The organism is Rhodococcus sp. SMB37 (assembly GCF_004345605.1).
Classification (GTDB): domain Bacteria; phylum Actinomycetota; class Actinomycetes; order Mycobacteriales; family Mycobacteriaceae; genus Rhodococcus.
Genome location: NZ_SLVY01000007.1, coordinates 227,694 through 247,648 on the forward strand (window position 1 = coordinate 227,694; position 19,955 = coordinate 247,648).

Annotated in this window: 17 protein-coding genes; 12 read left to right on the forward strand and 5 right to left on the reverse strand. The window is 65.4% G+C overall.

Features of this window, described 5'->3' with window-relative positions; genetic code table 11:
- Positions 1-85: 85 nt before the first annotated feature.
- Positions 86-997, forward strand: coding sequence for a pseudouridine synthase (locus tag EV641_RS14160; protein ID WP_054717013.1), 912 nt, complete (start codon positions 86-88; stop codon positions 995-997).
- Between the two features lie 38 nt (positions 998-1,035).
- A complete protein-coding gene (locus EV641_RS14165; protein WP_054717011.1) occupies positions 1,036-1,542 on the forward strand; it encodes an SRPBCC family protein in 507 nt (168 codons plus the stop codon).
- A 21-nt stretch (positions 1,543-1,563) separates the two neighbouring features.
- On the opposite strand, the gene EV641_RS14170 is transcribed toward EV641_RS14165, so the two are convergent.
- On the reverse strand, positions 1,564-2,067 hold the full coding sequence (locus EV641_RS14170) for a flavodoxin domain-containing protein (RefSeq protein ID WP_241997210.1): 504 nt from the start codon (positions 2,065-2,067) through the stop codon (positions 1,564-1,566).
- A 201-nt stretch (positions 2,068-2,268) separates the two neighbouring features.
- Between EV641_RS14170 and EV641_RS14175 the strand changes: the two genes are divergently transcribed.
- Entirely contained in the window at positions 2,269-3,795 is a 1,527-nt protein-coding gene (locus EV641_RS14175) for a CYTH and CHAD domain-containing protein (RefSeq protein WP_054717004.1), read from the forward strand.
- A gap of 133 nt (positions 3,796-3,928) precedes the next feature.
- Positions 3,929-4,822, forward strand: coding sequence for a universal stress protein (locus tag EV641_RS14180; RefSeq protein WP_132472438.1), 894 nt, complete (start codon positions 3,929-3,931; stop codon positions 4,820-4,822).
- Positions 4,823-4,890: 68 nt separating this feature from the next.
- Here EV641_RS14180 and EV641_RS14185 read toward each other — a convergent pair whose 3' ends face one another.
- Together EV641_RS14185 and EV641_RS14190 are read right to left on the reverse strand one after the other, a co-directional pair.
- Positions 4,891-5,613 carry a VIT family protein gene (locus tag EV641_RS14185; protein WP_132472440.1) on the reverse strand — a complete coding sequence of 241 codons (723 nt, stop codon included), beginning with the start codon at positions 5,611-5,613 and terminating at the stop codon, positions 4,891-4,893.
- Between the two features lie 53 nt (positions 5,614-5,666).
- The gene (locus EV641_RS14190; protein ID WP_347238235.1) at positions 5,667-7,142 is read right to left on the reverse strand and encodes an AAA family ATPase; all 1,476 of its coding nucleotides are present in this window, start codon (positions 7,140-7,142) and stop codon (positions 5,667-5,669) included.
- A gap of 157 nt (positions 7,143-7,299) precedes the next feature.
- Between EV641_RS14190 and EV641_RS14195 the strand changes: the two genes are divergently transcribed.
- From EV641_RS14195 to EV641_RS14220, 6 genes are all read left to right on the forward strand, one after another.
- The gene (locus tag EV641_RS14195; RefSeq protein ID WP_132472442.1) at positions 7,300-9,693 is read left to right on the forward strand and encodes a glycerol-3-phosphate 1-O-acyltransferase; all 2,394 of its coding nucleotides are present in this window, start codon (positions 7,300-7,302) and stop codon (positions 9,691-9,693) included.
- Positions 9,690-11,120 (forward strand): HAD-IB family hydrolase, encoded by a 1,431-nt coding sequence (locus EV641_RS14200; RefSeq protein WP_054715697.1) that lies wholly within the window; start codon positions 9,690-9,692, stop codon positions 11,118-11,120. Before EV641_RS14195 ends, EV641_RS14200 begins: the two co-directional genes overlap by 4 nt.
- A complete protein-coding gene (locus EV641_RS14205; RefSeq protein ID WP_132472444.1) occupies positions 11,121-12,326 on the forward strand; it encodes a YbhN family protein in 1,206 nt (401 codons plus the stop codon).
- A gap of 113 nt (positions 12,327-12,439) precedes the next feature.
- Complete coding sequence (locus EV641_RS14210) at positions 12,440-14,002, forward strand: sodium-dependent transporter (RefSeq protein WP_132472446.1); 1,563 nt, start codon at positions 12,440-12,442, stop codon at positions 14,000-14,002.
- The gene (locus tag EV641_RS14215) at positions 13,999-14,106 is read left to right on the forward strand and encodes a methionine/alanine import family NSS transporter small subunit (protein WP_132472448.1); all 108 of its coding nucleotides are present in this window, start codon (positions 13,999-14,001) and stop codon (positions 14,104-14,106) included. Before EV641_RS14210 ends, EV641_RS14215 begins: the two co-directional genes overlap by 4 nt.
- A 178-nt stretch (positions 14,107-14,284) precedes the next feature.
- Complete coding sequence (locus tag EV641_RS14220; RefSeq protein ID WP_132472450.1) at positions 14,285-15,130, forward strand: hypothetical protein; 846 nt, start codon at positions 14,285-14,287, stop codon at positions 15,128-15,130.
- Positions 15,131-15,161: 31 nt separating this feature from the next.
- Here the strand turns inward: EV641_RS14220 and EV641_RS14225 are convergent, their stop codons facing one another.
- The gene (locus EV641_RS14225) at positions 15,162-15,815 is read right to left on the reverse strand and encodes a TetR family transcriptional regulator (RefSeq protein ID WP_054720430.1); all 654 of its coding nucleotides are present in this window, start codon (positions 15,813-15,815) and stop codon (positions 15,162-15,164) included.
- Between the two features lie 142 nt (positions 15,816-15,957).
- Between EV641_RS14225 and EV641_RS14230 the strand changes: the two genes are divergently transcribed.
- Together EV641_RS14230 and EV641_RS14235 are read left to right on the forward strand one after the other, a co-directional pair.
- Positions 15,958-16,809, forward strand: coding sequence for an LLM class F420-dependent oxidoreductase (locus tag EV641_RS14230; protein WP_132472452.1), 852 nt, complete (start codon positions 15,958-15,960; stop codon positions 16,807-16,809).
- A 28-nt stretch (positions 16,810-16,837) separates the two neighbouring features.
- Positions 16,838-18,301 carry an FAD-dependent oxidoreductase gene (locus EV641_RS14235; protein ID WP_132472454.1) on the forward strand — a complete coding sequence of 488 codons (1,464 nt, stop codon included), beginning with the start codon at positions 16,838-16,840 and terminating at the stop codon, positions 18,299-18,301.
- A gap of 84 nt (positions 18,302-18,385) precedes the next feature.
- Here EV641_RS14235 and EV641_RS14240 read toward each other — a convergent pair whose 3' ends face one another.
- Complete coding sequence (locus EV641_RS14240) at positions 18,386-19,954, reverse strand: GMC oxidoreductase (RefSeq protein ID WP_132472456.1); 1,569 nt, start codon at positions 19,952-19,954, stop codon at positions 18,386-18,388.
- Position 19,955 lies beyond the last annotated feature (1 nt).

The window sequence follows — 19,955 nt, forward strand, 5'->3', positions numbered from 1 at the left end:
GCGAGACTTAAGCAGGCTTGCACACAATCGTTATCCTGCAAAGCCGAAACCGAAATCGACGCCTCGGCGACTACCGTATCTTCACGTGCCCGACGCTCCCCTGCCCGTCCGAGACGGACTGAATCCCACCCGTCTACGGCTTCCGGAAAACTGCATGTCAGAGACGGTAGCGGAGTATCTGTGCGCCCGTTTCCCCGACGACGCTGCACGGATCGAAGAGAAGATCGAATCCGGTGAGGTCTTGGCCGGAGACGGAACTGTGATCTCGCGGACCAGTCCGTACGTTCCACGCACGTTCGTGTTCCTCTACCGTGATCCGCCCACTGAGACCCGCGTTCCGTTCGAAATCGACATTCTCTACCGTGACGACAATCTGCTCGTCGTCGACAAACCTCACTTTCTTCCCACCACGCCCCGAGGATCGTGGGTCGCGGAAACCGCGCTCGTGCGGCTACGCCGCGAATTCGACCTTCCCGAACTCACACCTGCACACCGACTCGACCGTCTCACCGCAGGAGTGCTCATCTTCACCGTTCGCCGCGAGGCACGCCGCCCGTACCAGATGCTCTTCGATACCCGGATGGTCGAGAAGGAGTACGAAGCGGTCGCGCCCGCTGCGCCGCACCTCCGATTCCCCCTCGACGTGCAGAGCCGCATCGAGAAGGAACGCGGGGTGCTCCAGGCGCGTGAAGTTCCCGGCGAGGCCAACGCCGTCACCCGCATCGACGTGCACGACGTCCAGGGCGAACGTGCGTTGTACCGGCTGTTACCGACCACCGGGAAAACACATCAATTGCGCGTACACATGAACTCCGCGGGCATTCCCATCGTGGGCGATCCTCTCTATCCACGCGTGTACGACGTTGCACGTGACGACTATTCGTCACCGCTCCAACTGCTTGCGCGCGCGATCGAATTCGACGATCCGATCACGGGTCGGTGGACTCGCTTCACAAGCCGCAGAAACCTGGCAGCATGGGGACACAGCACCCCATGACCCCGTTGACGGCACGGGCTTCTTGTCTTGGAGGACCCATGAATCTCGGCAGCATTTCTCGTACTTATGACGGCCGAGTGGCCCTGCGCTTCGAACGCGCTTTCCCCCATGCACCTGAGAAAGTGTGGAGTGTCATCACAAATCCCGAGTATCTCGACGCGTGGTTTCCCGCGGCGGTCGAGTGGGACCTCACTCCGGGTGCGCAACTGCAGTTCCGCACCACCGACGAACAGGTACGCCGCTTCGGTCTTCCGGCCGGGCACACAGCGAGCGGTTCGGTCCTCGTCGTGCACCCCGGACAGATGCTCGAGCTGATGTGGGACTCCGATGTCCTGCACTGGGAGCTGACACCCGACGGATCCGGCGGATGCTGGCTCACCCTCACCCACACCACGGACACCGAGGACGACGCATACGCCCACGGCGCGGGGTGGCATGCCGGGTTCGAAGTCGTCGAGGCCCAGCTCGACGGCAGGCCGATCGATTGGTCCATGTGGGAACGTGCGGAGGAACTGGCCGAGCACTACCGCGGTCCCGGCAGCTGAAGTGGGCCGGTGGCCGGGCTGTCAGGTTTGCTCGGTGGGCACTCGCCGCCCGGCACGGTCCGTCACTCTGGCGACGATCTCCGACGCCCACGAACCGATCTCGTCCCAATCGCGGAAGTCGCCGAGCCGAGCCCCCGTCATCCGCACGACCACGCGCTCACCGGCGCTGAGTACGGCAGGATCGATCTTGCCGGCGAAGGTCCGGTGCTCATGGGCACCGGTACGTGCCATTGCAGGCGCGACATCGTAATGATTGTTCACAGGACGTCCCTGCTCCGCGATCGGTCCGGACGAGAAGAGGAAGACCTCGCGACTTCGCAGCGGCCCGGAGTACTCGTCGAGGAAATCTCTGGCCTCACGCAACCACCGATTGCGGTAGACAGCGCTGCCCACGATCACGACGTCGTAGCCGGCGACGCTCGATACTGCGCCGGGCGCGCGGACATCGACGTCGGCGCCGTGATGACGCAAGCCCGCGGCCAAGGCCGTTGCGAGTTCCGCGGTGGAGCCATGTTTGCTCGCCACCGCCACCAAAATCCTCATTCTCACCCTCCGGAGGCCCGCGTTTCCCCATGATCACCCGGATATCGGCAGAAGACCAGAGCACAAGTGCCCATCTCCCGAACCTCTGTGGTAGTTCACATCCCTCACTCGGGACATATCGGGAACTCGATGGCACAGTTGCACTCCAGGGAGCACTCGGTGCACACCACCGACAGGAGGACCATGACGCCTGCGAGATCGACCACATCGACGTCCGAGGAGACCGAACGCAAGTACACGGCGACACCCGACCAGAATCTGCCCGATCTGTCGGGAATTGCGGGAGTCACGTCGATCGACGTCGACACGGTCGACCTGTCTGCTCAATACTTCGACACCTCCGACCTGCAGTTGCTGCGGTCGAAGATCACCCTTCGCCGTCGCGAAGGCGGCGACGACGCGGGCTGGCATTCGAAACTTCCCGCTGGTGGCGACAGCAGGACCGAGCTTCATCACCCGTTCGCGGCCGATCATCCCACCGACGTGGTGCCCGATGCACTGCTCGGCCTGCTCCGGGGGGTCCGACGGAACCGCCCTGTAGCTCTCGCCGCGCTTCTGAACACACGACGCCACCGGCATCGGCTCCGCGGGACCGACGGTTCGCTGCTCGCGGAAGTGGTCCTCGACGACGTGACCGCGATCCGCAGCGTCGACGACGCCGAACCGCAGTGGCGGGAGATCGAGGTCGAACTCGGGCCGGAGGCCGATCTCTCGATCCTGGATGCCGTCGAGGAGCTCCTCGTCGCGCAGGGCATCACACGCTCCCCCAGTCCGTCGAAGGTGCACCGGGTACTCGGCGATCTCATCCCGGCCCCCGAACACCTTCGCGGTACCGCCGGATATCTGCGCGACTATCTCGCACATGAACGACAGACGCTGCTGATGTCCGACATCGCCGTACGCCGCGACGCGCCCGATGCCGTGCACAGCATGCGCAAAGCGGCCCGCCGCCTCCGCAGCGCCCTGCAGACCTACGCCGACGATTTCGCGATCGACACCGCACTCGTCGAGGAACTGCGCTGGCTCGGAAGGTGTCTGAGCCCATCCCGCGACCTCGAGGTCCAGCACGAACGTCTCGCCGATCGGGTCGCGGAGATCAGCGTCGAGCAGTATCGCGAGGCCACACGTGCGCGCATCGACGAGTACTTCACAGCCAAGTCGGTTGCGGCGCGCTCCGAAGCGATCACCACCCTCGACTCCGATCGGTATCTGGCGCTGATCGACAATCTCGACACACTGATCGACGAACTGTCCTCCGTGCCGAAGAAACGGGACAAGCAACGCCGGCCCAAGCCCGCAAAGCTCGCCGGGTCGATCGAGAGCCTCGCCAAGAAGGTGTCGAAGCGTGTGAACCGGGTGGCCGAGGCCCCCGACGACGCCGAGCGCGACGAACGGATGCATCGCGCACGCAAGGGGTCGAAGCGGCTGCGCTACGCGATCGAGGTGATCGCGCCGCTGCACCCGAAACGCGCCGAGCACGCGCTCGACCGGTTCGACGAGTTCCAGGATTTGCTGGGTGAGTTCCAGGACTCGGTGGTCGCCCGCGACCATCTGCTCGACATCGTGTCCGAGCAAGGGCACTCCGCCGAGTCCAGTTTCGGTCTCGGTGTTCTGCACCGGCTCGAAGCGGAGATCGGCGTGCAACAGGCCGTACACCTCGAGTCGGCATGGAAGAAGGCATACAAGTCCGCCCGTACGTTGTGGCGCTGAATCGGGACCTACGACCCTGTCGGGAAGCGCCGACATTCCCGGGTATGCGCCGGATTCGCATGGCGTAACGTGACATCCGTAGCCGATCGGTCGCCCGTCCCCGCAGGTCGCCGTACAAGTGAAGGAGACATCGATGAGCACACCGAGCACAAGCAAGGCCGTCGTTGCAGGCGTCGACGGTTCCGAGACCGCCGCGGCAGCCGCCCGGTGGGCAGGCGCCCTGGCCGCGCGCCTCGACGCGCCCCTCAAGCTCGTTCATTCGCTGCCCAGCGAAGGGATCTTCTACAGCGAAGCTGCTGTGCTGATCCAGTCCCAGATGATCGACCAGCTCGAGAAGGACGGTAAGCAGGTCCTCTCCGACGTCGCCGATCTCGTTCGCGCCGACAATCCCGGCCTAGAGGTGCAGAGCTTCATCGGCCCCGGGCCCGCCGCCACCTCCCTTCTCGAGGCCGCCGAAGACGCTCGCGTCCTCGTCATGGGCGCCACGGGAGCGGGCAAGGTCGAGAACTTCCTGCTCGGCTCGACGGTCGTACGCGTCTCCAACCACGCACCGTGCCCGGTGGTGGTGTGGCGGGGCGACACCACCGATCCGCTTCCCAGCACCAAGCCTATCGTCGTGGGCGTGGATGGAAGCGAACTCTCCGCTGCGGCAGTGGAATACGCGTTCGAGTACGCACAGACCCTCGGGGCACCGCTCTCGGCCGTGCACTCGTGGATCGGCGACGCCGCACTCGGTGTCGGTGCCACCGCCGCGCTGGTCGACTGGAAGGCTGTGGAGGAGTCGGAGTCGGCCGTGCTCGCCGAGTCCCTCGCAGGTCTGCACGAGAAGTATCCGGACGTCGAGGTCAGCCGCGTCATCGATCGCGGACCGGCCGCGAAGGTGCTGCTGAATCACCTGCAGGATGCGCAGCTCGCCGTCGTCGGCAGCCACGGTCGGGGCCAGTTCGCCGCCGCCCTGCTCGGCTCCACCAGCCAGAACCTTCTGCACAACGCGCCCTGCCCTGTTCTGGTCGCACGCAGGCCCTGACCGAGCACCGAACGAAGACGATCAGGCCCACGCCCCACTACGGGGCGTGGGCCTGATGCGCGAATCGTTCAGAGTGCAACGCCGAATGCAGCGCCGAGTCCGTAGGTCACCGCCATGGCGAGCGCGCCCCCGAGCACGACGCGTACCACCGCGCGTCCCGGTCGCGCGCCACCCAGCCAGGCACCGACCGATCCGGTCGCGGCGAGCGCGAGCAACACCGCCACGAACGTCACTGGGATACGAACAGATTCGGTTACGAACACGATCATCAGAAGCGGCGCCAACGCACCCGTCGTAAATGCGACCGCAGACGACAGCGCCGCGACCCACGGGTTCGCGAGCTCGGTCGGATCGATCCCCAGCTCGATCTCCGCGTGAGCGCGAAGAGCGTTGCGAGCGGTCAGTTCCTCCGCAGCCGAATGCGCAGTGGCCCTCGACAGCCCCTTGCTCTCGAGCAAGCCGGTCAGTTCTTCGAGTTCCGCTTCGGGCATCGCCTCGAGCTCGCGGCGTTCGGTCCGCAACGCGGCTCGTTCGGTGTCGCGCTGCGCACTCACCGACACATACTCCCCCAGCGCCATCGAGACCGCACCCGCAGCCAGCCCCGCCACACCGGCAACGAGAATCGTCGACCGGTCTGTGGTGGCTGCGGCAATGCCGACGACCAGGCCGGCGGTGGAGACGATTCCGTCGTTCGCTCCGAGCACCCCTGCCCGCAACCAGTTCAGCTTGGTGGCCAGACCACTGGTGTGCGGCTCTGCGGCATGGTCGGGCACTGACTCCGGTATCGACATGATCGCCAGAGTAGAACTCACAGGCCGCTTCCGATAGAACGGCCAGGCTCACCTCACCAGGGTCCGCAGCCGAGTTCCCGTTCGAGCCAGTCGGTGTCGGGTGACCCTCCCCCGGTCGTGTCGAGGACCACAGCACCCGGCCACCCGTCGCGTCGCTGCAGTTGATCGTCGAGTACCGCGGCCGTCGCATCGGAAGCATCGTCTCCGCGTGCGGTACGAGATTCGATGCGCTGCACCAGTACCTCCCGATCGGCTGTGCATTCGATCTCGATCAGATCTGCGGTCGTCGAAGCCGCGACCTCCCCCGCAGTGCGACGATGCTCTTCCGACAGCCACGTCGCGTCGAGCACCACCGATTCGCCCCGCGCAATGAGCTCGCCGGCTCGGCGACACAGTTCCCGGTACGTCGCCTCGGTGCTCTCCGCCGTGTACAGACCCGAGCCGATTCCGTCACCGGTGCGTTCGGTCGGGGCCATCCCGGCGAGTTCTTTGCGAATCACGTCACTTCGCAGGACGGTCGCCCGGAGATGGTGTCCGATCGTCCGCGCCAGCGTTGACTTCCCGGTTGCAGCAACACCACCGACGAGGACCAGCCGCACCCGCCCGCGGTCCAAGTTGCGGGCGACCTGTGCAAGGAATCCGAGGGCCACTTCGCGTGAGGCAATGTCTCCCTGCTCGTGGCGTAACGCAGTCACCTTGGCGCGCACCAATGCCCGGTAGGCGATGTAGTGGTGCACCAGCGACGCGGGAGGGCGGTCGTCCGCATGGGTGGCGTACGCAGCGAGCAAGGTGCGCGCCGCATCGAGATCGTCCAGGCGTTCGAAATCCATTGCGAGAAAAGCAAGGTCGAGGGTCGTGTCTCCGTAGCGCAGTTCGTCGTCGAATTCGAGGCAGTCGATGATGCGGGCGCCGTCGTCCATACAGAAGATGTCGTCGCAGAGCATGTCTCCGTGCCCGTCGACCGCCCGGCCGGCCGCAATGCGCTCGTCGAACAACGCCGTACGTCCCAGCAGGTAACGCTCGGACGCGGCGCGGATCCGAGTCAGGGTGGGCCCGGCCTCCCGGCCTACCTTCAGACGGTCGAGATGATCGAGGCTCAGCCGCCACAGTTCGGCGACGAATTCCACAGTTGCGCACCGATCGATGTCCTGGCCGTGCGGCGACGCCGCATGCAACGCGGCAACCTGCCGTGCCACGTCTTCGACAGCCGCGCCGACGTCTTCACCCCGTTCGATCAATGCCGCCATACGCCGTTCGTCGGGAAGTCTCTTCATGACGACGAAGTGCTCACAGACCTCCCCGCCCGGATCGTGCATGTCGGCCACGCCGAGATACACGTCCGGGGCGAGGCGCCGGTTGAGTTCCACCTCGCGGTGGCAGATCCACTCCCGCGCAGCGCGCGTGCGATTGTCGAGAAAACCCAGATCGAGTGGCTTCTTCATCTTGTGCACTCGATCACCGACGAAGAACACCACCGAACTGTGGGTTTCCCGCATCGACGCGTACGCGGTCTCTGCTTGCCCGTTCACTGCGCACCTCTCGTGTCGTTCTGCAGTCTTCTGGTCCTACTGTGCCCGCATCTCGCGGTTCGTGTACCGGAGCCGCACAGTGACTTGCGCCGTTGCGCCTGAGCGTCCCGCCCGAAAGCGGTAGTTTGCTGTCGAGTGGATATCGGACAGGGGAACAATGAGTATCGACAGGGAGTCCAACGTCAACGAGGACAGCACCGCCGGGAAAGGCCGAGTCGTCATCCTGTCCGCAGCGAGGACGAAGATCGAACGTGAACTCCTGAACCGATGGTGCAACTCGGCGGATGTCCCCGCCGAGTACCGCGGGCCCGGCCGCCCCGACGTCCTGGACCTCGACTCACGTGTCCTCGCCTCCACGCTCTCCGACCGAACCGACGATCCGCTCCTGCTCCCCGTCCGAGTGGTGTGGCTCCCTTCCGAACGCGACGGGGCCCGTCGCGCACGCTTCTCGGATGTGCTCGCACTGACCAACCCCCGCAACCCCAACGTCCTGATCCAGAAGTGGCTGGTCGGCAGGTCCTCCGACCGGTATCGCATCGTCGTGGCAGCACCCGCACGCCTCGACGACCTTCGTGAGCAGCTTGCCGCCGAGGAACACGGCCGGGTTCCGGATGCGGCGTCCCTCGCGCGGTACGTGACTCGTCGCGCCGTGGTCGCGCTCGAGCGTGCCGAACGCGCGGTCATCGGCGACCGATACAAGGTGCCCCGGCTCGTTGCCGCACAGATCATGGATCAGCCGTCGTTCCGGCGACGTCTCGACACCATCTCCACCGACGAGCACCTTTCCCGCGACGAAGTCGACGCACGAGCCCGCGATGCATTGGATGAGCTCGTGGCGGTGCAGTCACGCCTGGTCACGGACCTCTTCACGCAGGCCATGCGGCCACTGCATTCATCGGCGTGGACGGTGCATGCCGACGACTCCGGGCTGGAGTCTCTGCGCGAGCTCAATCGCACGCATCCACTGGTGTTCCTGCCGTCCCACCGCTCGTACGCCGACGCGTTCGTCCTGGGCAGCATCCTGGCCGATCACGACTTCCCCGGTAACCACCTGATGGGCGGTGCCAACCTCACGTTCTGGCCGATCGGCCCCATCGCACGTCGCACAGGCACCGTGTTCATCCGGCGGAGTTTCGGGAACGACACGGTGTACAAGGCGGCGTTGGAGGAGTACTTCGCGTTTCTGCTGAGCAAACGATTCAATCTCGAGTGGTACTTCGAAGGAGGCCGCACTCGCACCGGCAAACTCCGCCGGCCGCGCTACGGTCTCCTCAACTACGTCGCAAACGCCATCCGTAGTGGTCGTGTCGACGACGCGATGCTGGTACCTGTGTCGATCACCTACGAGGGGCTCGCCGAGGTCGCGGCCGTGGCTGCCGAGCAGACCGGCGCCCCGAAGAAGCCCGAGGGTCTGAGGTGGCTGGCGAATTATGCCCGCAATCAGCAGCGCAGTGCCGGCAACGTCTACGTGCAGTTCGGCACACCGTTGTCGATGAGAGCGCAGCTCGCGGCGGGCGGGGATCCTGACCTGTCGGATTCGTGGGCAGAGGAGGGCGCAGCTCCCGACCCCGCAGTCCGGGAGGGTCTGCAGCGCAAGGCCATGCAGAAGGTGGCATTCGAAGTGGCGGTGGGTATCAACCGCACTACCCCGGTCACCGTGAACAGTCTTGTCACCCTGGCCCTGCTCGGGGTCCGCGACCGGGCGCTCACGCTCGACGAAGTGCGCGCCGTGGTCGCGCCGGTCCGCAGCTATCTCGACGCCCGCGGTGCCCCGCAGGGTGAAGTGGGGCTCCTCGATCACGAGGGTGGACTCGCCCAGGTCCTCGCGGCGCTGACCGACGCCGGTGTCGTGACGACGTACTCCGGGGGCGACGAGGCGGTGTACTCGATCCAACCGGGTCAGCATCTCGTCGCCGCGTTCTATCGCAACAGCGGTATCCACTGGTTCGTCAACCGCTCGATCCTCGAACTTGCTGTGCTCTTCGTCCATGAACATCCCAGCGACAATCCGGTGCTTACGGCGTGGTACGAAGCGAAGAAGCTGCGCGACCTGCTCAAGTTCGAATTCTTCTTCCCCGACCGCGACACCTTCGAATCGGAGTTGCGGGCGGAAGTGGAGCTCCTCGTCCCCGAATGGGAGTGGGGAACGCCACTTCCTTCAGAGGGTCGGGCACTCAACGCGCTGGTCGAGGGCGGGCTCTTCATGTCGCACCGCACATTGCGCTCGCTCTTCGACGCGCAGCTCGTCGTCGCCGAGCGGCTGGCGCGCAGGGATCCTACGCTCGAGGTCGATCGCGATGCATTTCTCGACGAGTGTGTCGCGGTGGGTCGGCAGATGCTGTTGCAAGGCCGGTTGCACGGTTCGGAGTCCGTATCCTCGGAACTGTTCGCAACAGCTTTGGAGCTGGCGCGCAACCGCGGGCTTCTCGACCGAGACGACGACTCGGTCGCGCAGAAGCGTCGCGAGTTCGCGTCGCAGCTGCTTGCCGTCGGTGAGCGGGTCGCGTTGGCCGAGTCACTCGACGTGTCGAACAGGAAGGCGGAGCGGTGAACATCGAGCAGGCACTGCACAGGGTGCGGACAGGGCCACAGGGCCCCGAGGTGGCTGCGTTCTTCGACTTCGACGGCACCATCGTGCACGGTTTCTCGGGGTTGCATTTCTTCCGCGACCGGCTCCTCGCAGGCAAGGTGACCGCGGCCGAACTCGCGTCGACCATGGTCAACGGTTTGCGCGGAACCGACAGCGAAGCCGATTTCGAGCGCTTCGTCGCGGTCGCGTTCAAGGCGTGGCGCGGCCACAGCGAGGAAGAACTGTACGAGATCGGGCAACGCTTGTTCATGTCGACGATCGCCGGTCATCTGTACCCCGAGGCGTGGCAGCTCATCGGGGCGCACCAGAATGCCGGCCACACCGTCGTGATCGCGTCGTCGGCGTCGCGCTACCAGATCCAGGCAGCGGCCGACGCACTCGGCGTGGAGCATGTACTGTTCACTCCGCTCGAGGTGGTCGACGGCGTGCTGACCGGAAGGGTCGATGGAAAGTCGTTGTGGCGCAGCGGGAAAGCCGATGCCACACACGCATTCATCGACGAGCACGGGATCGACGGTCCACGTAGCTACACCTACTCCAACGGTGGTGAGGACGCCGAGTTCCTCGCCACGACCGGGAACCCGACCGCGACCAACCCCGACGGCACGCTCGACCGGATCGCACGCGAACGCAAGTGGCCCATCCTGCGGTTCCGACCGCGAGGCACGCCGGGAGTGAAGGAAGCGGTGCGCACCGCCGCCGCCTACGGCGGAATCGTCGGTTCGGTCTGGACGGGGCTCGGGCTCGGGCTGGTCAATCGCAGCCGCAAGGTTGCGCTCGACTCGATCATGAACATCGGATCCGACGTGTCGCTCGCGCTCGCAGGTATCGACGTGCGGGTGCGCGGAGAAGCCAATGCGTGGGAACACCGCCCGGCGGTGTTCATCTTCAACCATCAGAGTCAGCTCGACCCGGTGCTCCTCGCCAAGGTGCTGCGCCACGACTTCACCGGCATCACGAAGAAGGAGATGGCGACCGACCCATTGTTCGGTCCGCTGTTGCGTTTCGCCGGTGCCACCTTCGTCGACCGCGGCAACACCGAACGCGCCGTGGAGGCGCTGGCACCCGTGGTGGACACCCTGCGGCAGGGCACCTCGGTCATCATTGCGCCGGAGGGCACTCGCTCTCCCACACCGCAGATCGGGCCGTTCAAGAAGGGCGCTTTCCGCATCGCTATGCAGGCGCAGGTCCCGGTCGTTCCCGTGGTGATCCGCAATGCCGGGGAGATGCTGTGGAAGCACTCGACCCTGCTCCGGTCGGGCACCGTCGACGTCGCGGTACTCGACCCCATCGATGTGAGTGAGTGGCGCGTCTCCGATCTCGACACGCACATCACCGCAGTCGAGGACCTGTACCGAAAGACCCTCACGGACTGGCCGACCGCGTAGATGACGGACGACGACACCCCCGACGAGCAGGCAACGAACGGCGCCGACGCGAGTGACTCCACCGACACGAGTGACACCGACACGACAGGCCGGGCGAGCAACAAGGACTCGAGCAAAGGCAACGAGGACTCCGGCAAGAGCAACGGCAACGGCAACGGTTCTGCTCTCACCCCGAAGCGGCGTCGCTACCTGAAGTGGATCGTCGGCGCCCTGCTCGTGGTGGTCCTCACCGTCGAGGTGATCCTCGTGTGGCCGGAGCTGACCGACGGCGTCAGCGGTCTCGGCCACCTGTACTGGTGGTGGGTGATCGCCGCGATCCTCGCCTCGGTTGCGGAGATGACCAGTTTCGCGAGCGTGCAACGCACGCTGCTGTCCGCCGCAGATGTGAAGGTGACTCTTCGCCAATCACTGGCCGTAGCGCTCGCGTCGAACTCGATGAGCGTGACCCTGCCGGGTGGCCCCGTCGTGGGAACCACCTTCACCTACCGGCAGATGCGCAAGTGGGGAGCGGCCCCCGTCATCGCAACGTGGCAGCTCGTGATGGCCGGTCTGCTCCAGGCCGCGGGGCTCGCGCTCCTCGGGCTCGTGGGTGCTCTCATGATCGGCGCCACCACGAACCCGTTCTCGCTCATCTTCTCCATCGGTGGCCTCGCCGCGTTCCTGGTGCTCATCCAGTACGCGGCCAGCAACCCCGGTTCGCTCGAGTCTATCGGCCTGATCTCACTGCGAGGGCTCAACCGGCTCAGGAAGAAGCCGGCCGATGCCGGCTCACGGGCGTGGCGCAAGATCGTCGATCAGATCGGTGCCGTGAAACTCGATCGCCCGCATGCCGCACGTGCCTTCGGCTGGTCGCTGTTCAATTGGGTATGCGACGGCGCATGCCTCGCGTTCGCCGCCTACGCCGTCGGAGGCACACCCAGCCTCGCCGGTATCGCCGTCGCCTACGCCGCCGGAACCGCGACGAGCCGTGCGATTCCATTACTGCCCGCGGGCCTCGGTGTGATGGACGCGGTGCTCGTCCCCGCCCTCACGGCAAGCGGAATGTCCGGCGCGGAGGCTCTGTCGGCGGTGCTTGTGTATCGCCTGGTCAGCTTCGTGCTGATCGCCGTCATCGGATGGATCGTGTTTGCCTTGCGCTACCGCGGCGCACCGGACGACGAGGACGACGACCCGGGTCCGGGACTCGACAAACTGTGGCAGGACTGACTTTGTCGGGTGTGTGCCGACACCGCACCTGATCATGAATCCCGAATTTGTTCCGATTCCGGCGCTGTGAGGACTAGCGTCTACGCAATCGAACGAGTGGAGGGACGAGGTTCGTGGCACAGCACGAAGCTGCACACAAGCGCGAGGTCTGGTCGGGGCGGTCGGTGTTCATCATGGCCGCCATCGGCTCGGCTGTCGGCCTGGGAAATATCTGGCGATTCCCCTATATCGCGTACGAGAACGGCGGTGGGGCATTTCTCATCCCCTACCTGGTGGCCCTGCTCACCGCAGGTATTCCGTTGCTGTTCGTCGACTATGCAATGGGCCACAAGTTTCGAGGATCGCCGCCGCTGGCGTTCCGGCGACTCAACCGCGGGAGTGAGTTCATCGGTTGGTGGCAGGTCCTGATCTGCTTCGTCATCGGCGTCTACTACGCGGTGATCGTCGCGTGGGCAGGGTGCTACACGTTCTTTTCGATCACCGAGGCCTGGGGCGACAACCCCGAGGGGTTCTTCCTCGAGGACTTCCTTCACATGGACGCCGAGTCGACGTTCGGTCTGAGCTTCGTTCCCGGTGTCGCGTGGCCGCTGGTCCTGGTGTGGGTCCTGGTAGTGGCGGTGCTAGCGCTCGGCGTGCAGCGCGGAATCGGCAACGCCAACAAAATCTTCGTCCCGTTGCTTGTCGTGCTGTTCGGCGCCCTGGTTATCCAGGCACTGTTGCTCGACGGTTCCGCTCTCGGCCTCGACGCGTTCTTCACCCCCAATTGGGAAGCACTGACCGACACGGGTGTATGGATCGCGGCCTACGCGCAGATCTTCTTCTCACTGTCGGTCGCCTTCGGCATCATGCTCACCTACTCGTCGTACCTGAAGAAGAAGACGAACTTGACCGGGTCCGGTCTGGTGGTGGGCTTCTCCAACTCGAGTTTCGAGGTGCTCGCCGGCATCGGCGTGTTCTCGGCACTCGGATTCATGGCTCAAGCGCAGGGCGTCGCGGTCGACGAGGTCGTGGCGAGCGGCATCGGTCTGGCCTTCATCGCGTTCCCGACGATCGTGTCGCAGATGCCCGGCGGTCCCATCTTCGGCGTGTTGTTCTTCGGGTCGCTCGTGTTCGCGGGTTTCACGTCGATGATCAGCATCATCCAGGTGACGATCTCCGCATTCCAGGACAAGACCGGTCTCGGCAAGGTGCCCGCGGCACTGACGATCGGTGGCGCTGCAGCGATCGTCTCGATACTCCTGTTCCCCACTACGACCGGCCTGAACACCCTTGATGTGGTGGACCGCTTTGCGAATCAGTTCGGCATCGTGGGTGTCGCGTTCGTTGCCGTCATCGTGATCGCGTGGGTATTGCGACGCCTGCCCGAGCTCCGTGATCACCTCAACTCGGTGTCGTCGTTCAAGGTGGGCCTGGGCTGGCAGATCTTCGTCGGGGTCATCACACCCGTCGTGCTCGGTTACATGCTCTTCAGTGAGATTCGCGACCGCATCGACGAGGGATACGGGGGTCTGCCCGATGATCTCGTGACCGCATTCGGATGGGGTGTGCAGATCTCGGTGATCGTGCTGGCAGTCGTCATGTCGTTCGTGCCGTGGCGCCGCGGTATCGAGGATGAATTCGAACTGGACGAGAACCGTCCGGCACTCACCAAGACACAGCAGGGAGAGAACTCGTGAACACCTCAGCGATCGTGATGATGGTCCTCGCTTTGGCCACCTTGTGGGGCGGGCTGATCGCGAGCGTGCTTCACCTGCGTAGGCACCCCGACGAAATGGAGTGATCTGCTCGGCACACAGTGTCGGTTGAGTAACACACGGGGCGGCGCTCTGGCCGGAGCGCCGCCCTTGTGCTTTCCTGGGTCTCGACAGTCTCAACCTTTACTTGAGACTGAGTGTTGGAACAGTGTTGAAACGATGTGTCGAGACCGACGTGTCGAGACCTGATGCACAGGAGCACACATGACCCGCAGGACCACGCGCCCCCGGATGCGCCCCTTCGCCGCCGCGGCCACGTTGGCCGTCGCGGCCGGCCTCGCACTGCCCGCCGTCGCCACCGCTCAACCGGCACCCGAACCACCGATAGTCGACGCGCCCGCGCCTGCCGATATCCCCACCCCCGCGGCCGACAGCGCAATCGTCACCGCGCTCGGCGTCCTCCGCTCGACACCGGGCGCCGACCAGGCCGCGATCGCCGCGGCCGAGGCCATCGCCGGTGCGCGCGGCAGCGCCGTCGACGCAGCCGAAGGCACACCGCTCGCCGTCTACGACGAGGGGACGGAATTCCTGCGCAGGCTCGGCGTGGAGCCGTTCCTCTACCCCACCGGTGCTCCCTTCTGCACCTCCGACGGCAACCTACCCCTCGGAATCGCCCCCGCGCTGGCCGGCGCAGTACCCGGCCCGTGGCCGGGGCAGAGCATCGGAGAGTTCTCCCTCGACGTCGTGGACCCAGCACAGACCTTGTTCGCCTTCGTGCCGATGGGCCTGGAGGACGACGCGAACGCCGATGGCATCCAGCTCGCATGGCTCAACGTCAACACCCTCCAGGGCGGGCTGGTGCCCATGGGCACACTCGACGAAGCCTCGCGTGCGGCGATCCCCGACACGATCCCGGCACCCATGCGGCCCATGGTGGAGGCGGCGATATCCAAGTTCCTCGCCGATACCGTTCCGTTCGGTGGCGTGCGCGTTGCGCCGGTCGACACCGGTGCGGGCACCGTCCTGGCCGCCGTGTTCGGCACGGTACAGAACGGCGAGTCGTCGTGCTTCTTCCTGCCGACCGTCGGCATCGTCGACGTGCCCGCCTGACGCCTGTCGGAACCGGCTGCAGTGGGTGTGCTCAGCTCGCCCGCTGCAGCCGTTCGAGGCGATCGAAGACCAACCGCACCGCGGTGTCCATATGGATGAGAACACCCTCGGCGCTCTGCCGCCCATTCGCCCAGGCGACCAAGGTCGACATCCACACGTCCGCAACGATGCGCACCGCGTTGAGCACCTCTTCGGTGACGATCTCGATACCGGCCGACTTGGCGAACAGCTCGGTGAGCACCTGCCCGAGCCGGTCGAGTTCGGGAGCCGACGACGCATCGGCGAACATCACGGCGCGCACCAGCGCGTCGTACTGTTTCGGGTCCTGTTCCAGCCTCGCGACGGACGCGCGCAAGACACCCATGATCCGCTCGTGCGGTGTGTCGCCGGGGAGAGCAGCGCCGGAGAAGTGCTCGCCGACCTCTTCGAACTGCGTCACCATCGCCACCACGAGCAACTGGTTCTTCGACGGGAAGTACCGGTAGACCGTGCCGAGCGCAACACCCGACCGATCCGCGACAGCACGCATCTGCACGGCGTCGTAGCCACCCTCGGACGCGAGCTGCTTCGCAGAGTCGACGATCCTCAGATACCGCGCACGCTGCGCCGGCTTCAGCCCTGATCCCGGCGACTGGGCAACCGGATGTTTCCGTGCCTCGGCCCCCATGGCCGACTCTTCCGTCATCACGTCACCTTCCGCTAGTGCAGGTCCAGGATAGTGGAGCGGTCGCATCGACCCAGAAATACTAGACACCTGTCCGGAAACTCTTCCATCCGGAGGTAGAACGCGTTACATTTTCTGCGTCATCCGATGAGAAGGGGTCACTGTGCGCCACGGAATCACCCTGTTCACGAGCGATCGGGGAATCCGACCCGACGTCGCCGCGAAAGTCGCAGAAGAAGCGGGCTTCGACAGCTTCTACGTGCCCGAACACACACACATCCCGGTCCGGCGCGAATCCGCACACCCCGGAACCGGCAACGAGACCCTCCCCGACGACCGGTACATGCGCACCCTCGACCCGTGGGTCGCACTCGGCCTCGCCGCAGCCGTCACCTCCACCATCAGGCTGGGAACCTCGGTCGCCCTCCCCCTCGAACACGATCCCATCACGCTCGCGAAGACAATCGCCACGCTCGATCACCTCACCGGCGGTCGTGTCGTCCTTGGCGCCGGATTCGGTTGGAATGCAGAAGAACTCGCAGATCATGGAGTCCCGCCGAAGAAGAAGCGGACAGCGCTGCGCGAGTATCTCGAAGCCATGCAGTCGCTGTGGACCCAGGAAGAAGCGTCCTACGACGGCACGTTCGTATCGTTCGGGCCGAGCTGGGCATGGCCCAAACCACTGCAGCAACCTCGCCCACCGGTCCTGCTCGGCGCCGGCGCCACCGATCGGAACTTCGAGTGGATCGTCCGCTCCGGCGACGGCTGGATCACCACCCCCACCGAACGCGACATCGTCGACAACGTGCAGCGCCTCCACAAGATGTGGGCCGACGCGGGCCGCACCGGCACACCCCAGGTGCTGGCGCTCGCCGGCCGTCCCGACCCGGACCAGTTGGCCCAGTGGCGCGACGCCGGCGTCACCGAAGTGATCTTCGGACTCCCCGACCGCTCCGCGGACGAGGTCGTCTCGTACATCGGTCGCCTCGCCGGAAAGCTCGGCCTCGCTTCCTGACCCACCCGCACCAGAAACGGATCACTACATGAGCACCGACGTCCATCCCCTGCTCGCCGACCAGGTCATCACCTGGGATCACGAGGCCGACGTTGTCGTCGCCGGCTACGGCATCGCGGGCGTGTCCGCGTCCATCGAAGCCGCCCGCAGTGGCGCCGAGGTCCTCGTCCTCGAACGCACCGGCGGGTGGGGCGGAGCCGCGTCCCTGTCCGGCGGCATCGTCTACCTCGGCGGAGGCACCGCGCTGCAGAAAGCGCTCGGATTCGACGACTCGGCCGAGAACATGAAGGCCTTCATGCTCGCCGCTCTCGGCCCGGGAGCCGACGAGGCGAAGATCTCGGAGTATTGCGGCGGCAGCGTCGAACACTACAACTGGCTCGTAGACAACGGCGTGGTGTTCAAAGAGAGTTTCTGGGGCGAGCCCGGTTGGGAGATCCCCGGCGACGACGGCCTCATGTTCTCCGGCGGCGAGAACTCGGCGCCATTCAACGAGATAGCAACGCCCGCACCGCGTGGTCACGTCCCACAGATGACCGACAAGCGCACCGGAGAGAAGGGCGGCGGCTTCAAGCTCATGGAGCCGCTGTCGAAGGTGGCCGAAGAACTCGGCGTCAGAGCCGAATACGACGTACGTGTACAGCGACTCATCGTCGACGGCGACGGACGCGTCGTAGGCCTCGCTGCCAAGCAGTACGGCAAGGACGTCCACGTCCGGGCACGGCGCGGGGTCGTCTTGGCCACCGGCAGTTTCGCATACAACAAGGACATGGTCGCCACCTATGCACCGCAGCTGAACGGCCGGCCCGCCGCGGCCATCGAGGAACACGACGGCCGCGCCATCCGTATGGCTCAGGCGCTCGGCGCCGATCTCGCGCACATGGACGCAACCGAGGTCGCGTTCTTCGGCGACCCACAGTTGATGGCGCGCGGAATACTCGTCAACGCCCGCGGCCAGCGCTACGTCCCCGAAGACACCTACCCGGGCCGCATCGGGCAGCAGACACTGCTCAAGAACGACAATCAGGCATACCTGATCATCGACGAGAGCGCGTACGAAGAAGGCTGCGCGACAGTCAGTTCCACTCCGTATTTCCGATTCCAGCCCAAGTGGGTGGCGGAGACCGTCGAAGAACTCGAATCCGACATGGGCCTACCGGCCGGCACGCTGCAGTCCACCGTCGAGGTGTACAACCGGCACGCAGCCGACGGTTCCGACCCGGTGCTCGGCAAGAAGTCCGAATGGGTCAAGCCGATCGGAACACCCGTTGCCGCACTGGATCTGCGCAACTGCACGGCCGGATTCACACTCGGTGGTCTGCGTACCACCGTCGACTCCGAGGTCCTGCACGTCTCGGGTGAGCCGATCCCCGGCCTCTACGCGGCGGGCCGCTGCACGTCGGGCGTGTGCGCGTGGGGCTACGCGAGCGGTACCTCGCTCGGCGACGGCAGCTTCTTCGGGCGCCGGGCCGGAATCTCCGCCGCCAAGGGCTGACGCCCCCTCTCCCGCGCTTTCGACCGAATGTCACCTTTGGCCACTCACATCGACCAAAGGTGACATTCGGTCATTCTGCAACGGTCAGAACACGCTGCCGAGATCGCGGGCGACGATGTCGTCCGCGCCGTACTCGGCCAGCGCCGCGATCGTCATCGACGGATTGCATGCGCCCGTCGACCCCGGGATCTTCGCACCATCCACGACGTACAGTCCCCGCTGGCCGAGAACACGGCCTGCGTCGTCGCACACCATGTCTAGCGGTGCCCCACCCAAGGGATGAAACGTGTTGATGTCCACAGCATTGACGTCGATCATGATCGCCGCCGGACCCACGATGCGACGGATTCGTGATTCGATCGCACGCGTGAGCGCGCGGTCGTAGGCCTGGTCCCAGTTCAGTACCGCGTCGTCACGGCCGGCGTCGTAGCTCCACCTGCCGAGTCCCTTCACCACTCCGAGCCCGATCACCGAGGTCGTCCCGATATCGGCCGGGAACGGCACCGGCCCCGTGACGATCATCAGCGCACCCGCAGGGTCGGAATGGTCGCGCATGCCGACACACGCAGGCCCGCCTTGGAATGCCCCGGGACTCGCCAGCGGGGATGTCACCGAGAAGACTCTGTCACCGTTGTTTCCCCAGCCTGTTCCCACCGCATCGGGGAGATCCGTGATCAGACCCTTGCCGTGCGCCTTCATCAGGAGGCGGGTCGTCCCCGCCGACCCGGCTCCGAGGAACAGTGCGTCGGACACGATCCGCTTGCGCTCCAGCACGGTTCCGTCGGTGTGAATCCGGTCGACGTGCGTGATCCACGTTCCATCCGGTCCACGCTCGATATCGTTGACCCGGTGGAGGATCACGACATCGACGTGACCCGTCGCCTCCGCTTTCGCGAGATAGGTGACGTCGACGGAGAACTTACCGCCGTTGTTGACCCCGTAGATGACATCGCCGGTCGTGTACGACGGATTCAGTTCGCCGGTGAGTTCGCGGCGCGCGAAGTCCCAATCGATCGACATCGGCACCCGGAACGTCTCGTACCCTTCCGCTTCCGCGCGGTCGAGGAATCCTCGCGACGATCGGTACCGTTCGTGGCCGAGCACATCGTCCGGAATGGTCGCCATCCGCAGCATCCGCTCGACACGGCGATAATGGTCGGAATCGAGGCGGTCGTAGTCGATCGACGACGACACCGATTGCGCAAAACGTTCACCATCGGGCTGCAACGTCATTCCGTGGTAGGCGAGAGAACTACCACCCACCCCTGCTCCGCACAGGATGTCCATCCCGTCGCCGGGAACGCGTTCGATGAGTCCGGTGAACGACTCCGTCGGGACGGGCGGTGTTCCCGGCATGACCGGAATCGGCGACAACCAGGACATTCGACGATCGGGGTGGAGCATACGCGGGAACGTCTCGGCATTCGGCCCCGTCGGCCACCGGATGCCACGTTCCAAGACGACGGTCTGTACCCCCGCACGCCCGAGGTGCATCGCAGTGATCGCACCACCGAACCCGCTTCCGATGACGACAGCGCGGTGGCGTTCCTCGGTGACCTCGGCGCGAGCGCGCGGAACCGCGGTCAAGGTCAAACCCACCGCCGCGACTGCGGCACCGCCCAGAAAAGCCCTGCGAGACAGCGCAGTACTCAAG

Coding starts and splice junctions, on each gene's coding strand:
- EV641_RS14235 (WP_132472454.1), top strand. CDS start 16,838: ATGAGCACCGACGTCCATCCCCTGCTCGCCGACCAGGTCATCACCTGG.
- EV641_RS14175 (WP_054717004.1), top strand. CDS start 2,269: ATGACGCCTGCGAGATCGACCACATCGACGTCCGAGGAGACCGAACGC.
- EV641_RS14220 (WP_132472450.1), top strand. CDS start 14,285: ATGACCCGCAGGACCACGCGCCCCCGGATGCGCCCCTTCGCCGCCGCG.
- EV641_RS14165 (WP_054717011.1), top strand. CDS start 1,036: ATGAATCTCGGCAGCATTTCTCGTACTTATGACGGCCGAGTGGCCCTG.
- EV641_RS14205 (WP_132472444.1), top strand. CDS start 11,121: ATGACGGACGACGACACCCCCGACGAGCAGGCAACGAACGGCGCCGAC.
- EV641_RS14185 (WP_132472440.1), bottom strand. CDS start 5,613: ATGTCGATACCGGAGTCAGTGCCCGACCATGCCGCAGAGCCGCACACC.
- EV641_RS14180 (WP_132472438.1), top strand. CDS start 3,929: ATGAGCACACCGAGCACAAGCAAGGCCGTCGTTGCAGGCGTCGACGGT.
- EV641_RS14225 (WP_054720430.1), bottom strand. CDS start 15,815: ATGACGGAAGAGTCGGCCATGGGGGCCGAGGCACGGAAACATCCGGTT.
- EV641_RS14195 (WP_132472442.1), top strand. CDS start 7,300: ATGAGTATCGACAGGGAGTCCAACGTCAACGAGGACAGCACCGCCGGG.